This is a genomic window from Enterobacter sp. FW301-JW81, from assembly GCF_058788735.1.
Genome location: NZ_JBYTBA010000008.1, coordinates 59,905 through 74,692, shown reverse-complemented (window position 1 = coordinate 74,692; position 14,788 = coordinate 59,905). Strand labels below are relative to the sequence as shown.

The 14,788-nt window shown below is 60.4% G+C and carries 17 protein-coding genes; all 17 read left to right on the top strand.

All coding sequences use genetic code 11. The features are described 5' to 3' along the window. Nucleotides 1-118: 118 nt before the first annotated feature. Nucleotides 119-1,168 (top strand): AI-2E family transporter, encoded by a 1,050-nt coding sequence (locus AC3WOK_RS20990; protein WP_059311407.1) that lies wholly within the window; start codon nucleotides 119-121, stop codon nucleotides 1,166-1,168. Nucleotides 1,169-1,318: 150 nt separating this feature from the next. Next, nucleotides 1,319-2,038, top strand: a complete 720-nt coding sequence (locus AC3WOK_RS20985; RefSeq protein WP_059311408.1) for a beta-ketoacyl synthase chain length factor — start codon at nucleotides 1,319-1,321, stop codon at nucleotides 2,036-2,038. Beyond that, on the top strand, nucleotides 2,038-2,853 hold the full coding sequence (locus AC3WOK_RS20980) for a lysophospholipid acyltransferase family protein (protein ID WP_063428540.1): 816 nt from the start codon (nucleotides 2,038-2,040) through the stop codon (nucleotides 2,851-2,853). The genes AC3WOK_RS20985 and AC3WOK_RS20980 overlap by 1 nt, the downstream gene beginning before the upstream one ends. Further along, nucleotides 2,834-3,091: a phosphopantetheine-binding protein gene (locus AC3WOK_RS20975; protein ID WP_047345717.1), complete on the top strand. Its 258-nt coding sequence runs from the start codon at nucleotides 2,834-2,836 to the stop codon at nucleotides 3,089-3,091. The genes AC3WOK_RS20980 and AC3WOK_RS20975 overlap by 20 nt, the downstream gene beginning before the upstream one ends. A 12-nt stretch (nucleotides 3,092-3,103) precedes the next feature. Beyond that, a complete protein-coding gene (locus AC3WOK_RS20970) occupies nucleotides 3,104-3,355 on the top strand; it encodes an acyl carrier protein (protein ID WP_492355072.1) in 252 nt (83 codons plus the stop codon). After that, nucleotides 3,327-3,932, top strand: a complete 606-nt coding sequence (locus tag AC3WOK_RS20965) for a COG4648 family protein (protein ID WP_492355071.1) — start codon at nucleotides 3,327-3,329, stop codon at nucleotides 3,930-3,932. The genes AC3WOK_RS20970 and AC3WOK_RS20965 overlap by 29 nt, the downstream gene beginning before the upstream one ends. Continuing rightward, nucleotides 3,925-5,274, top strand: coding sequence for an AMP-binding protein (locus AC3WOK_RS20960; RefSeq protein WP_492355070.1), 1,350 nt, complete (start codon nucleotides 3,925-3,927; stop codon nucleotides 5,272-5,274). Before AC3WOK_RS20965 ends, AC3WOK_RS20960 begins: the two co-directional genes overlap by 8 nt. Beyond that, a complete protein-coding gene (locus AC3WOK_RS20955) occupies nucleotides 5,261-5,614 on the top strand; it encodes an ApeI family dehydratase (RefSeq protein WP_492355069.1) in 354 nt (117 codons plus the stop codon). The genes AC3WOK_RS20960 and AC3WOK_RS20955 overlap by 14 nt, the downstream gene beginning before the upstream one ends. Then, nucleotides 5,605-7,296, top strand: a complete 1,692-nt coding sequence (locus tag AC3WOK_RS20950; protein ID WP_492355068.1) for a glycosyltransferase family 2 protein — start codon at nucleotides 5,605-5,607, stop codon at nucleotides 7,294-7,296. The genes AC3WOK_RS20955 and AC3WOK_RS20950 overlap by 10 nt, the downstream gene beginning before the upstream one ends. Nucleotides 7,297-7,299: 3 nt before the next feature. Then, the gene (locus AC3WOK_RS20945; RefSeq protein WP_047345712.1) at nucleotides 7,300-7,722 is read left to right on the top strand and encodes an acyl-CoA thioesterase; all 423 of its coding nucleotides are present in this window, start codon (nucleotides 7,300-7,302) and stop codon (nucleotides 7,720-7,722) included. Continuing rightward, a complete protein-coding gene (locus AC3WOK_RS20940; RefSeq protein WP_063428547.1) occupies nucleotides 7,719-8,324 on the top strand; it encodes a LolA family protein in 606 nt (201 codons plus the stop codon). The genes AC3WOK_RS20945 and AC3WOK_RS20940 overlap by 4 nt, the downstream gene beginning before the upstream one ends. Continuing rightward, nucleotides 8,293-10,614 (top strand): MMPL family transporter, encoded by a 2,322-nt coding sequence (locus AC3WOK_RS20935; protein ID WP_492355067.1) that lies wholly within the window; start codon nucleotides 8,293-8,295, stop codon nucleotides 10,612-10,614. The genes AC3WOK_RS20940 and AC3WOK_RS20935 overlap by 32 nt, the downstream gene beginning before the upstream one ends. Beyond that, nucleotides 10,614-11,192, top strand: coding sequence for a DUF3261 domain-containing protein (locus AC3WOK_RS20930; RefSeq protein WP_059311416.1), 579 nt, complete (start codon nucleotides 10,614-10,616; stop codon nucleotides 11,190-11,192). The genes AC3WOK_RS20935 and AC3WOK_RS20930 overlap by 1 nt, the downstream gene beginning before the upstream one ends. A 1-nt stretch (nucleotide 11,193) precedes the next feature. Next, nucleotides 11,194-12,363, top strand: coding sequence for a beta-ketoacyl-[acyl-carrier-protein] synthase family protein (locus AC3WOK_RS20925; RefSeq protein ID WP_492355066.1), 1,170 nt, complete (start codon nucleotides 11,194-11,196; stop codon nucleotides 12,361-12,363). Beyond that, on the top strand, nucleotides 12,360-12,833 hold the full coding sequence (locus tag AC3WOK_RS20920) for a hotdog family protein (protein ID WP_492355065.1): 474 nt from the start codon (nucleotides 12,360-12,362) through the stop codon (nucleotides 12,831-12,833). The genes AC3WOK_RS20925 and AC3WOK_RS20920 overlap by 4 nt, the downstream gene beginning before the upstream one ends. Beyond that, entirely contained in the window at nucleotides 12,830-13,561 is a 732-nt protein-coding gene (locus AC3WOK_RS20915; RefSeq protein WP_059311419.1) for a 3-ketoacyl-ACP reductase FabG2, read from the top strand. Before AC3WOK_RS20920 ends, AC3WOK_RS20915 begins: the two co-directional genes overlap by 4 nt. Then, complete coding sequence (locus AC3WOK_RS20910) at nucleotides 13,558-14,787, top strand: beta-ketoacyl-ACP synthase (protein WP_492355064.1); 1,230 nt, start codon at nucleotides 13,558-13,560, stop codon at nucleotides 14,785-14,787. The genes AC3WOK_RS20915 and AC3WOK_RS20910 overlap by 4 nt, the downstream gene beginning before the upstream one ends. Nucleotide 14,788: the final 1 nt, after the last annotated feature.

The following is a 14,788-nucleotide window of genomic DNA, read 5'->3' as shown; positions in this document are numbered from 1 at the left end:
GTGTTTCACTATTACCACGCCACAATAAGAAAATCAGCACCGACTTTCAGATTAACGGATCCAGACGAAGCGAAGCCCGGGCACTACACTTACCGGGTCATCACACTAAGGAACGCGCATGACTCCTAATCCGTCCGACAAAGCAGGACTCCACATCTTATTAAAACTCGCCTGTCTGGTGGTTATTCTTGCGGGTATCCATTCTGCCGCCGACATTATTGTTCAGCTCCTGCTGGCGCTCTTTTTTGCCATTGTGCTTAATCCCCTGGTCACCTGGTTTTTACGCCGGGGCATCAGCCGACCGGTGGCGATCACCATCGTAGTTATCGTCATGCTGATTGCCCTGACGGCGCTTTTCGGCGTGCTGGCGGCCTCGCTGAGCGAGTTCTCAACGATGCTGCCGCAGTACAACAAAGAGCTGACGCGGAAGATCGTGGCGCTGCAGGAGATGGTGCCTTTCCTTAATCTGCATATCTCACCCGAACGGATGCTGCGCCGGATGGATTCAGAGAAGGTCATGACCTACGCCACCACCTTGATGACGGGGCTTTCCGGCGCGATGGCCAGCATTCTTCTGCTGGTCATGACGGTGGTGTTTATGCTGTTCGAAGTGCGCCACGTTCCCTATAAGCTGCGCTTTGCGCTGAATAATCCACAAATTCACATTGCCGGCTTGCACCGGGCGCTGAAGGGCGTTTCCAAATATCTGGCGCTGAAAACGCTCCTGAGCGTATGGACCGGGGTCATTGTCTGGCTGGGGCTGATGCTGATGGACGTGCAGTTCGCGCTGATGTGGGGCGTGCTGGCCTTTCTGCTGAACTACGTGCCGAATATTGGCGCGGTGCTCTCTGCCGTACCGCCGATGATTCAGGCGTTTCTGTTTAACGGTTTCTACGAATGCATGCTAGTCGGCGCGTTGTTCCTCGTGGTGCACATGGTGCTGGGCAATATTCTTGAGCCGCGCATGATGGGGCACCGGCTCGGCATGTCGACGCTGGTGGTGTTTTTATCCTTACTGGTTTGGGGATGGCTGCTGGGCCCGGTCGGCATGCTGCTCTCGGTCCCTCTGACCAGCGTGTGTAAGATCTGGATGGAGACCACCAAAGGCGGCAGCAAGCTGGCCATTCTGCTTGGGCCAGGCAGACCTAAAAGCCGGCTTCCGGGTTAAGCGTCTGGGGTAGAACGGAACATTACTCTACGGGAAATTTTTAGGAGAAACGTTATTCGCAAGCCTGCGACAACACTGTACGATGTACGCTGAAACATCGCGCTTGCGAAGAAAACATTACAGAAACAGGTTTATCGCGGACGCGCTTAGATGAAATTCACACTCTCTATTATCGACTGGCAGGCAAGAGCGCCAGGACTCAGCGATGCCGATGCATGGCAGGCATGGTCGCGCCAGTCCGAAGCCATCGATCCCGCCGCGCCGCTTGCGAAACCGACCGAACTGCCGATGATGACCGCCCGCCGCCTTAATTCAGGCAGCAAGCTGGCGGTCGACATCGGCCTTGCGATGCTTCGCAAACATCGTATTGATGCCGTGGTCTACAGCAGTCGCCATGGCGAACTTGAACGCAACTATCGTATTCTGCACGCGCTGGCGACGGAGCAACCCGTCTCCCCCACCGATTTTGCGATGTCCGTCCACAATGCCGCGGTAGGCAATCTCACGATTACCGCGGGTCAGCCGATTGTCTCATCCTCGGTCTCCGCCGGTATGGACACTTTCCAGCAAAGTTTGTGCGAAGTGTTGAGCTTGCTCCACGCGGGCTACGCCCGCATTTTGCTGGTAGATTTTGACGGCGTACTGCCCGAGTTTTATCAAACCGCACTCCCGCCGCAGATGCCCGTCTGGCCTTACGCCCTTGCGCTGGTGATTGAAGCCGGAGACACGCTCTGCTGTGAAACCCGCCCCGCAAGCGCAGGTGAAGAGCCGGCGCTGCCGCAAAGCCTGCAGTTCCTTCGACATTATCTGAGCGACGCGCAGCAATTTGCCCTTGCGGGCGAGCGTTTGCAGTGGCAGTGGACGCGCTAATGAGCCGGTTCCTGTCCCGTCTCGATCGGTTATGGCGCATGCTGATGACCGGATTCTGCTTCGCGCTGTTTGGCCTCGGCGGGCTGCTGCTGTCGCTGGTCTGGTTTAACCTACTGCTGGTTTTCCAGCGCGATCGCGCGAAGCGCCGCCGACTGGCACGACGCAGCATTTCCGCCAGCTTTCGGCTGTTCCTGGCGGTCGTTCGCGGGACTGGCGTACTGGATTACCGCTTTACTAACCTGGACGTTCTGCGCGCCGAGCGCGGCTGCCTGGTGATAGCGAACCACCCTTCGCTGCTGGACTATGTGATCCTCGCGTCGGTCATGAACGAAACCGACTGTCTGGTGAAAAGCGCGCTGCTGCGTAACCCCTTTGTCAGCGGCGTGATCCGCGCGGCCGACTACCTGATCAACAGCGAAGCAGAAACGCTGCTTCATGCCAGCCAGCAGCGTCTGGCGCAGGGGGAGACTCTGCTTATCTTTCCGGAAGGCACCCGCACCCGCGTGGGCGAAGCCATTACCCTGCAGCGGGGAGCGGCGAATATCGCCGTTCGTTGCAACCGCTCCCTGCGCGTGGTGGTGATCCACTGCAGCGAACGCATGCTGGATAAACAGAGTCGCTGGTACAATGTGCCGCCCAAAAAACCTGTTTTTACCGTGGATGTTCGCGAACGCATCAACATTCATGATTTTTACGATGCAAGCCAGCATGAACCTGCGCTGGCGGCAAGGCAGTTAAACCGGCATATGCAGCAGCAATTAACATCCGGTCTTCAATCTTTGTCAGGAATGAAAGATGCAAGCGCTCTACCTTGAAGTTAAGAATCTCATTATCTCTACGCTGAATCTGGAAGAACTTACCCCAGAGGATATCGATACCGACGCTCCGCTGTTTGGCGACGGACTGGGTCTGGACTCTATTGATGCCCTGGAGCTGGGGCTGGCCGTGAAAAATCAGTACGGCGTAGTGCTTTCTGCCGAAAGTGACGAGATGCGTCAGCACTTCTATTCCGTCGCCACGCTCGCTGCTTTTATCCATCAACAACGCGCCTGAGAATGACCCGCTATGACAGAACAAGAAACGATTTATCAGGAAGTCTCTGCGCTTCTTATTAAGCTGTTTGAACTCGACCCTGAGGACATCACACCACAAGCCCGGCTTTACGAAGATCTGGATCTCGACAGCATTGATGCCGTCGACATGGTGGTTAACCTGCAGAAGAAAACGGGTCATAAAATTAAACCTGAAACCTTCAAAGCGGTGCGTACCGTTCAGGACATCGTGAACGTTGTGGAACAGCTCCAGCGCGAAGCCTGACGTGCCTTCCCTTCCGCTCATCCCGATACTGACGGGCCTGATGCTGCTGGCATGGCCGTTTTTGATTGGCTATGGCCTTGCAAGCCACCGTTTGCAGTGGATATTGCCCGTCATGGCGCTGGCGCTACTGCTGCGTTTATATCAGGCGCGCCGGCATCGCGGTCCTCTGCGCTACGTGCTCCTGAGCGTGACCCTGGCCGGGGTGGTGCTGTGCATGGCGAGCGCGCTTATGCACGCTCACCAGTGGGTACTGTTTTATCCGGTGGTCGTCAATCTGGTGATGCTGTTGGTGTTTGGGGGGTCGCTATGGACAACCATGCCGATGGTAGAACGGCTGGCGCGGATACGTGAACCCCATCTGTCGCCGGCAGGGGTTCGCTACACCCGCAAGGTCACTCAAGTCTGGTGCGGCTTTTTTATCGGCAACGGGGCAATCGCGCTGTTTACCGTGCTGTACGCCGACATGCGCCTGTGGACGCTGTGGAACGGGGTAATTGCCTACATCCTGATGGGAACGCTGATGGCCTCCGAGTGGCTGGTGCGCCAGCGGGTAATGAAAAGAGAGAACGATGCGTAAACCTCTTCCTCTTAGCCAATGGCTAAATGCCCCGCGTCCAGATGACGCGCCGATCGCCTGGCTCGACGAACGAGTCTGGACGCTCGGCGACCTGCGCCACGATGTGACTCAGCTGGTCGACATGCTGCGTCAGGAGGAGGGCGAACGCTGGGCGCTCTGTTTTGAAAACGGCTACCTTTTTATCGTCGCCCTGCTGGCGACGCTGCATGCGGGTAAAACGCCCGTGCTCCCCGGCCACAGCCGGGCTGCGCAGCTTAACGAACAGCGGGCCATGTTCAGCGGCGTTCTGAGCGACGCCACGCTCGACTTTTCGGGGCGCCAGCGGCTGGTGGTTTCCACGCCGCGGACAGACAACGCCTTTTCTCCCCTGCCCGCCATTGACGATACGCGCGCTATCGAGCTTTTCACCTCTGGCTCCACCGGCTCGCCGCAGCGGGTCATTAAGCCGATTATCAGTCTGGATCGTGAAGCCTGTTTACTCGCCGAACGGTTTGGCGAGCGGCTGGCGGGCTGTAGCGTCGTGGCTTCCGTGGTGCTGCATCACCTGTATGGCCTGACGTTTCGCGTCGTCTTACCCATGGCGCTCGGCCTGCCGGTGCATGCCCGCCTGCTTAACTATGCCGAGCAGCTCTCGGCCCTGCCCCACGATAAACGCTATCTTTTCATCAGCAGCCCGGCGTTCCTCAGGCGGCTGGATACGGCACTGGCGGCGCCCCCTGTTGCCCTGCTCTTCTCCGCAGGGGGCGTGCTGCCCTGGCGGGATATCACCGCGTTTCAGGGCTGGCTCAACGTCTGGCCGGTTGAAATCTACGGCAGCACCGAAACGGGAGTGATGGGCTGGCGTCACCGTCAGGAAGAGACGACGCTCTGGCAGCCGTTCCCCGGCGTGACGTTCCACGGCGATCGCGTGACGTCGCCGCTGATCCACGAACCGGAGGGGGAGGTGCTAAATGATATTCTCCATTTCACGGCGGACGGGCAGTTCACCCTCGTCGGGCGCCGAGATCGGATAGTCAAAATTGAGGATAAACGCGTTTCGCTCGATGAGATCGAGCAGCGGCTGCGGGCGCTGGACGGCATCTGCGACGCCGTCGCGCTGGCGGTCACGCGTGGGGGACGCCAGAGTATTGGCGTGCTGCTGGTGCTCAGCGACGCGGCGCGTTTGCACAGAGATAACGTGGGTAAAAATGCGCAGGAATCCGCCTGGCGTCGCGCGCTTCGCCCCTGCCTTGAACCGGTTGCCGTGCCCCGCTACTGGCGGATTGTCGATGAAATCCCGGTCAACAGCATGAACAAGCGTGTTTATGCTCAGCTACAGGAGCTGTTTCATGAAACCCCATGAAATTGAACGCCGCCAGACCCATCCGGCGCATCTGGAGATAACCCTTTATCTCGATCCTGACCTGCTCTGGTTTAAGGGGCATTTTGCCGTCCAGCCGCTGCTTCCGGGCGTTGCACAACTCGACTGGGTGATGCATTACGCCACCACCCTGCTGGCACCGGGCTACCGTTTTCACAGCATCCAGAATGTGAAGTTTGCTGCCCCGCTTTTGCCGGACAACACGGTGACGCTGATCCTGGCCTGGCAGCCCGAACGCCAGATGCTGACCTTCAGCTACCAGCGCCATGCCGGTGACGAACGCCATACTGCCAGCAGCGGGAAGATTCGCCTATGTCAGTAACCTTCCGTCCCTGCGTGCTGATCCCGTGCTACAACCACGGGGCGATGATGCCAGCGGTGCTCTCACGCCTGGCGCCGCTTGACCTCCCGTGCCTGGTGGTGGACGACGGCAGCGAAGAGAGCACGGGCCGCGCGCTTGCGCACCTGGCGGAGCAGTATCCTCAGGTCACGCTACTGCGTCTGGCGAAAAACAGCGGCAAAGGCGCGGCGGTAATGGCGGGACTGAAAGCCTGCGCAGAGCGCGGCTTCAGCCATGCGATCCAGGTGGACGCCGACGGCCAGCACGCCATTGAAGATATCCCCCGCTTTCTGGCGCTTGCGCAGCGTCACCCTGATGCATTGATTTCCGGTCAGCCCGTTTACGATGACTCCATTCCACGCGCGCGCCTCTACGGACGCTGGATAACCCACGTCTGGGTCTGGATTGAAACCCTGTCCCTGCAGCTGAAAGACAGCATGTGCGGCTTTCGGGTCTACCCGATTGCGCCGACTATGCAGCTTGCCGCACGGACGCCGCTCGGCAAGCGGATGGACTTTGATACGGAAGTGATGGTCCGTCTCTACTGGCAGGGCAATCCGAGCTATTTTCTGCCCACCCGCGTCACCTACCCGCCAGACGGTCTATCCCACTTCGATGCGCTAAAAGACAACCTGCGCATCTCGCTGATGCATACCCGCCTGTTCCTGGGCATGCTGCCGCGCATCCCTTCCCTGCTGATGCGCCGTCGCCCGCAGCACTGGGCGCAACAGCGGGAAGTCAAAGGGCTGTGGGGAATGCGCCTGATGCTACGCGTCTGGCAGCTGCTTGGGCGCAGGGCCTTCACCCTCCTGCTGTGGCCGGTCACGGCCGTTTACTGGCTAAGCGCCCGTTCAGCGCGTCAGGCGTCGCGGCAATGGCTGAGGCGCGTTAAGCAGGTTATGGCCCAGCGGCAGATCCCTCAGCCGCCCCGGCTGCACAGCTTTTTCCACTTCCTGCATTTTGGCCAGGCCATGCTGAATAAAGTGGCCAGCTGGCGCGGGGAGATGCACCTTCATCGCGATCTGGCGTTTGCGCCGGGTGCCAGCGAGGCGCTGGGGCTGGACGATCCTCAGGGCAAACTGCTGCTGGCTTCGCATCTTGGCGATGTGGAAGCCTGCCGGGCGCTGGCCCAGCGTGAAGGGGGGAAAACCATCAACGCGCTGGTCTTTAGCGATAACGCCCAGCGCTTTAAGCAGATCATGGAGGAGATGGCTCCGCAGGCGGGCATTCACCTGATGCCCGTCACCGACATCGGCCCGGAGACCGCTATCCTGATCAAAGAAAAACTGGATGGCGGAGAGTGGGTAGCCATCGTGGGCGATCGTATCGCCGTCACGCCACAGCGCGGCGGCAGCTGGCGCGTGGTCTGGAGCGATTTTATGGGCCAGCCCGCGCCGTTCCCGCAGGGACCATTTATCCTGGCCTCCATTTTACGCTGTCCGGTGGTGCTGATTTTTGCCCTCAGCCAGCAGGGGAAGCTTACCCTGCACTGCGAACCGTTTGCCGACCCGCTGCTCCTGCCGCGCGGTGAACGCCAGCAGGCGCTGCAACAGACTGTCGATCGCTACGCGCAGCGGCTGGAGTATTACGCCCTGCTGTCGCCGCTCGACTGGTTTAATTTTTTCGATTTCTGGCAGCTGCCCGAGATCGCCGAGAAGGAGTAAAGGGTGCTGACCGATCCCCGCTTTACGACGGAAGTTGAATTAACCGTCCCGTTCCACGACGTCGACATGATGGGCGTAGTCTGGCACGGCAACTATTTCCGCTACTTTGAGATCGCCCGCGAGGCGCTGCTCAATCAGTTTGACTATGGCTATCGCCAGATGAAGGCCTCGGGCTACGTCTGGCCGGTTGTCGATACGCGTGTGAAATACCGCGATGCGGTGACGTTTGAGCAACGCATTCGCGTCCGCGCGCACGTTGAAGAGTATGAAAACCGCCTGCGGATTGCCTATCAAATTTTCGACGCGCAGACCGGTAAACGGACCACCACCGGCTACACCATCCAGGTAGCGGTAGATGAAGCCACCCGTGAGATGTGCTTCGTAAGCCCGGCAATACTGTTTGAACGAATGGGAGTGACGCCATGAAATGGTTGCTTTTGCTGGCTCTGACGATCAGCCCGCTGGTCAGTGCCGTGACGCTGGATGAACTACAGCAGCGGTTCACAGAGCAACCCGTGGTGCGGGCGCACTTCGAGCAGGTTCGCACCATTAAAGATATGCCGCAGCCGCTGCGTTCGCAGGGCGAGATGCTGATCGCCCGCGATAGCGGCCTGCTGTGGGATCAAAAAGCCCCGTTCCCCATGACGCTGCTGCTGGACGACAAACGGATGGTTCAGGCGATCAACGGCCAGCCGCCGCAGACCATTACCGCCGACAATAATCCGCAGATGTTCCAGTTCAACCACCTGCTGCGGGCGTTATTCCAGGCCGACCGCAAGGTGCTGGAAGACAACTTCCGCATCGATTTTAAAGACCTGGGAGAAGGCCGCTGGTCGCTGGTGCTGACCCCAAAAACGACGCCGCTGGACAAGATTTTCGCTACCCTCGATTTGGGCGGTGCAACGTATCTGGAATCTGTTCGTCTCAACGACAAGCAGGGCGACCGCACGGATATCACCCTCACCCGCCACCAGCTAACGCCCGCCAGCCTGACCGATGAAGAACGCCAGCGCTTTGCCGCACCGTAAATCCCTCCGCCCGGCGCTGCTGTGGGCCACGGTATGCCTGATTCTGCTGGGCGTGCTGCTGTCGCTGCTGCCCGGCGCGCGCCTGAACAGCAGCGTGCTGGCCATGCTGCCGAAACAGACCCTGGGGGCCATTCCTCCGGCGCTTAACGACGGGTTTATGCAGCGGCTCGACCGCCAGCTGGTCTGGCTGGTCAGCCCCGGCAAGGATCCGGACCCGCGCGTGGCGCAGCAATGGCTGGAGCTGCTGCAAAGCAGCGGCTCGCTCAGCGAGGTCAAAGGCCCGATGGACGCCGCCGGGCAAAAAGCCTGGGGAGAATTCTTCTGGCAGCATCGAAATGGCCTGATCGATCCGGCCACACGCGCCCGCCTGCAAAACGGCGGCGAAGCGCAGGCGGAGTGGATTTTATCCCAGCTCTACTCGGCCTTTTCCGGCGTGAACGGCAAGGAGCTGCAAAACGATCTGCTGATGCTGATGCGCGGCTCGCAGCTCGCCCTCGCGCAAAACGGCCAGAAAATGCGGCTGATGGACGGTTGGCTGGTCACTAAAGATGAGGCGGGGAATACCTGGTATCTGCTGCACGGCGAACTGGCGGGCTCGTCGTTCGATATGCAGCAAACCCACCGGCTGGTAACCACCCTTAAGGCGCTGGAGGGGAAGCTGAAAGCGCACTATCCGCAGGCGCAGCTGCTGTCTCGCGGCACCGTCTTTTACAGCGATTACGCCAGCCAGCAGGCCAAACGAGATATTTCAACGCTCGGCGTCACCACCCTTCTGGGCGTGCTCCTGCTGATCGTGGCGACGTTTCGCTCCCTGCGGCCGCTGCTGCTGTGCGCCATCTCGATTGCCGTTGGCGCGCTGGCGGGCACGGTCGCCACCCTGCTGCTGTATGGAGAGCTGCACCTGATGACGCTGGTAATGAGCATGAGCATCATCGGTATTTCGGCAGATTACACCCTCTACTACCTGACCGAGCGGATGGTGCACGGTAGCGAAAGCTCGCCGTGGCAAAGCCTGGACAAAGTGCGTCATGCCCTGCTGCTGGCGCTCCTGACGACCATCGTGGCGTACCTGATCATGATGCTGGCCCCCTTCCCGGGGATCCGCCAGATGGCGCTGTTTGCCGCCGTGGGGCTGAGCGCGTCCTGTCTGACCGTTATCTTCTGGCACCCCTGGCTGTGCCGCGGTTTGCCGGTGCGCCCGGTTCCGGCCAGGGGATTACTGTCGCGCTGGCTGGCCGCCTGGCAACGTAAAAAAACGCTGGCCGTTGGCCTGCCCGTCACGCTGGCGCTCCTTTCCGCCGCAGGGATCAGCACCCTGAAGGTAGACGACGATATTGCCCAGCTGCAGGCGCTCCCGAAAGCGATTCTGGCGCAGGAGAAGGCCATTACCGCCCTGACCGGCCAAAGCGTCGATCAGAAGTGGTTTGTGGTTTACGGCGCGTCGGCCCAGCAAACGCTGGAGCGGCTGGAGGCCTTCACCCCGGCGCTGGCGCAGGCGCAAAAAATGGGTGAGCTTGCAGGCTGGCGAACCCTGCCGCTGAACTCGATGGCGCGTCAAAAAAGCGATCTTGCGCTGTTGCACAACGCCGCGCCTGCGGTCACGAACGCGCTGCACAAGGCGGGGCTGAATGCCGTCTCACCGAATCTGACAGCCATGCCTGTCAGCGTGGACGCGTGGCTTGCCAGCCCTGCCAGCGAAGGCTGGCGTCTGCTCTGGCTGACCCTGCCAGGTGGCGAAAGTGGCGTGCTCGTCCCGGTGGACGGCGTCAAAAACAGCGCGGCACTCAGCGAGCTGGCCGCCCGCCATAACGGGGTTGCCTGGGTCGATCGCAAGGCAAGCTTTGACAGCCTGTTTGCCCTTTACCGCACGCTGCTGACGGGGCTGCTAGCCGTGGCGCTGGCGGTGATTGCCTGCGGCGCGCTAATTCGCCTTGGCTGGCGCCGGGGGCTTATTAGCCTCGTGCCCTCGGTGCTGTCGCTCAGCTGCGGGCTGGCGGCGCTGGCCGTCGCCGGGCATTCGGTTAATCTGTTTTCACTGCTGGCGCTGGTGCTGGTACTCGGCATCGGCATCAACTACACGCTGTTTTTCAGCAACCCGCGCGGCACGCCGCTGACGTCGATGCTGGCCATCACCCTCGCGATGATGACCACGCTGCTGACGCTGGGCATGCTGGTCTTCAGCGCGACGCAGGCCATCAGCAGTTTTGGTATCGTGCTGGTAAGCGGTATTTTTACTGCCTTCCTGCTGGCTCCGCTGGCGATGCCGGTTAAGAACGAGAGAAAAGGATAATGAACGCTTTTTACCGCGCCGCCGCGCTGGCCGCGGCGCTGCTGCTGGCAGGCTGCAGCCATTCGACCGATACTGAAGGGACGCGCCCGCAGGCCTGGATCCAGCCAGGAACCAAAGTCACGCTGCCGCCGCCCGGCATTACCCCGGCTATCCGCTCACAGCAGTTACTGACCGGCCGGTTTAACGGTCAGACCCAGTCGCTGCTGGTTCTGCTGAACGCTGACGAGCAAAAGGTGACGCTTGCCGGGCTCTCCTCGGTTGGGATCCGCCTGTTCCTCGCGACCTATGACAGCACCGGGATCCATACCGAGCAGTCTGTCGTTATGCCGCAGCTGCCGCCCGCCAGCCAGGTGCTGGCGGATGTAATGCTCAGCCACTGGCCGCTCAGCGCCTGGCAGCCGCAGTTGCCGAAAGGCTGGACGCTAAACGATACTGACACCCGACGCGAACTGCGTAACCCCGACGGCAAGCTGGTGACCGAGATTGTCTACCTGCAGCGCAACGGTAAGCGCGAGCCGATCAGCATCGAGCAGCACGTTTTTAAATACCACATCACCATTCAATATCTGGGTGACTGAGATGATTTACATTTCCGCGGTTGGCATGGTCAACGCGCTGGGCAACTCGGCCGACGAGATCGCGGCAAACCTGAACGCCGGGGTAGCTCCCGGTATGCGTCCTCGCGCCGGGTGGCTACAGGGGTTGCCCGACGCCGTGCTGGGCGGTGTTGAGGGTGAACTGCCGCCAATACCGGATAGCCTGTCAGCGCACCGCAGCCGTAACAATCAGCTTTTGTTGGCCGCGCTGGCGCAAATTCAGCCCGCCGTCGAGGCAGCCATTGCGCGCGTGGGTCGCGACCGCGTGGCGATAGTGCTCGGCACCAGCACCTCCGGGCTGGATGAAGGCGATGAGTACGTGCGCCTTTCCCTGAACGGAGAACCCAGCCCACAATGGCAGTATCCGCAGCAGGAGCTGGGCGACCCCTCCCGCTTCCTGGCCGACTGGCTGCAGCTGGACGGTCCGGCGTATACCATCTCGACAGCATGCTCCTCCAGCGCCCGGGCGATTATCAGCGGGCAGCGTCTGATCGACGCAGGACTGGTGGACGTGGCGATTGCTGGCGGCGCAGATAGCTTAAGTCGGATGCCGGTCAACGGATTCAACAGCCTTGAGTCGCTCTCATCCACGCGATGCGAACCGTTTGGCCGCGACCGCCGGGGGATCACTATCGGTGAAGCGGCGGGATTAATGGTGCTGACCCGCGAACCGGATCGGGTTGCGCTGCTGGGCGCGGGGGAATCGAGCGATGCTTACCATATCTCTGCCCCACATCCGCAGGGGGAAGGCGCCCTTCGCGCCATTACCCAGGCGCTGAATGAGGCGGGAATGACGGCGGATGACGTGGGCTATATCAACCTGCACGGCACCGCTACCCCTCTTAACGATCGGATAGAGGCGACCGTGATTAACGCCCTCTTTGGCGACCGGGTACCGTGCAGCTCCACCAAACATCTTACCGGCCATACGCTTGGCGCGGCCGGGATCACCGAAGCGGCGTTAAGCTGGCTGATCCTGACCCGTGACCTGCCGCTGCCGCCTCAGGATTTTGCCCGCTACGCGCCAGACGACACGCTGCCGCCCTGCGGCTTACTGCACGGGAGCGTCGCGCTGAAAAAACCGGTGATTTTATCGAACTCATTCGCCTTCGGCGGTAACAACGCCAGCCTGCTGCTGGGGAGAGTGTCATGAGCTATTTATCCCCCAGCGACTACCTTCCTCACGACGCGCCCATGATGCTGCTGGAGCGCGTTGAGAATATTACCGACAGCGGCGCGGCGTGCAGCGTCACGGTCGACGGGCACGGTGTGCTTGCCCCTTTCCTGAAAGCTGACGGCGATCTGCCTGGCTGGTTTGCGCTGGAACTGATGGCCCAGACCGTGGGCGTCTGGTCGGAATGGCAACGGCTGCAGAAAGGCCTGCCCCACAGCGCACTTGGCATGGTGCTGGGCGCGCGCGAGCTGGTCTGCGGTGCAGGACGCTTTGCCGCCGGTACCGCGTTGACCATTTCCATCGAACGCCTGATGCAGGATGAACGCTTTGGCAGCTTTGAATGCATCATTCAGGCAGATAACGTCCCTCTTGCCACGGGCCGCGTGAATACCTTCCAGCCCAGCGAGGAAGAATTAACCTCACTTTTCACTCAGGGAGCTCCATCATGACACGTTCCGTACTGGTCACCGGTGCCAGCAAAGGCATTGGCCGCGCAATCGCCCGTCAGCTTGCGGCCGACGGTTTCTCCGTGGGTGTGCATTACCATCGTGATGCTGACGGCGCCAGAGAGACGCTGGATGAGATTATTCAGGCCGGTGGAACGGGCCGTTTGCTTACGTTTGACGTGGGCAATCGCGAGCAGTGCCGTGAGGTTCTGGAACAGGAAATCAGTACGTTTGGCGCGTGGTATGGCGTGGTCAGTAATGCCGGGATTGCCCGCGATGGCGCGTTTCCGGCACTCAGCGAAGAGGACTGGGACAGCGTCATCCACACCAACCTCGACAGTTTTTATAACGTCATTCATCCCTGCATTATGCCGATGATAAGCACCCGCAAAGGCGGGCGAATTATCACCCTGTCATCCGTTTCGGGCGTGATGGGCAACCGTGGACAGGTAAACTACAGCGCCGCCAAAGCCGGTATTATCGGCGCCACCAAGGCCCTGGCCATTGAGCTGGCAAAGCGCAAAATCACCGTGAACTGCATCGCACCCGGGCTGATTGATACCGGCATGATCGAGATGGAAGAGGCCGCACTGAAAGAGGCCATGTCCATGATTCCTATGCAACGCATGGGTCAGGCAGACGAGGTGGCCGGGCTGGCGAGCTATCTGATGTCGGACCGGGCAGGCTACGTGACTCGCCAGGTTATCTCGATCAACGGAGGGATGCTATGACGCGTCGGGTGGTGATTACGGGGATGGGGGGCGTGACCGCCTTTGGCGAGGACTGGCTGTCCATTTCACAGCGGCTGCTCGGCTACGAAAACGCCGTGCGCACCATGACCGAGTGGCGGGAGTATGATGGCCTGCAAACGCTGCTGGCCGCCCCCATCGAGGATTTCACCCTCCCGGCACACTATACCCGTAAGCGCATTCGCGCCATGGGCCGCGTATCGCTGCTCTCGACCCGCGCCACCGAACGGGCGCTTGAGCAGGCGGGATTGATCGATGACGCGGTGCTGACCCAGGGTCAAACCGGCATCGCCTACGGGTCGTCGACGGGCAGCACGGGGCCGGTCAGCGACTTCGCCTCCATGCTTATGGAAAAACACACCAATAACATCACCGGCACCACCTATGTGCAGATGATGCCGCACACGACCGCGGTCAATACCGGCCTGTTCTTTGGCCTGCGGGGGCGCGTCATTCCCACGTCGAGCGCCTGTACCTCCGGCAGCCAGGCAATGGGTTACGCCTGGGAAGCCATTCGCCACGGCTATCAAACCGTCATGGTCGCCGGGGGAGCCGAGGAGCTTTGTCCATCAGAAGCGGCGGTATTTGATACGCTGTTCGCCACCAGCCAGCGCAACGACGCGCCGAAAACCACGCCGTCACCGTTCGATACAGAGCGCGATGGCCTGGTCATTGGTGAAGGGGCCGCCACGATTATTCTGGAAGAGCTGGAGCACGCCAGAGCGCGCGGGGCGACCATCTATGGCGAAATCGTGGGCTTTGCCACCAACTGCGATGCGGCGCATATCACCCAGCCACAGCGTGAAACCATGCAGATTTGCATGGAGCAATCGCTGGCGATGGCGGGCTTAAGCGCCACGGACATAGGGTATATTTCCGCCCATGGTACCGCCACCGATCGCGGCGATATTGCCGAAAGCCAGGCCACGGCTGCCATCTATGGCGAAAGGGTGCCGATCTCTTCGCTGAAGAGCTATTTTGGCCACACGTTAGGGGCCTGCGGCGCGCTGGAAGCGTGGATGAGCGTGCAGATGATGCGTGAAGGCTGGTTTGCCCCGACGCTCAATTTAAAGCAACCGGATGAGCAATGCGGTGCTTTAGATTATATTATGGGAGAAGCCCGCCAGATTGACTGCGAGTATCTGCAAAGCAATAACTTCGCGTTTGGCGGCATCAACACCTCGATTATCATTAAACGCTGGGCGTAAC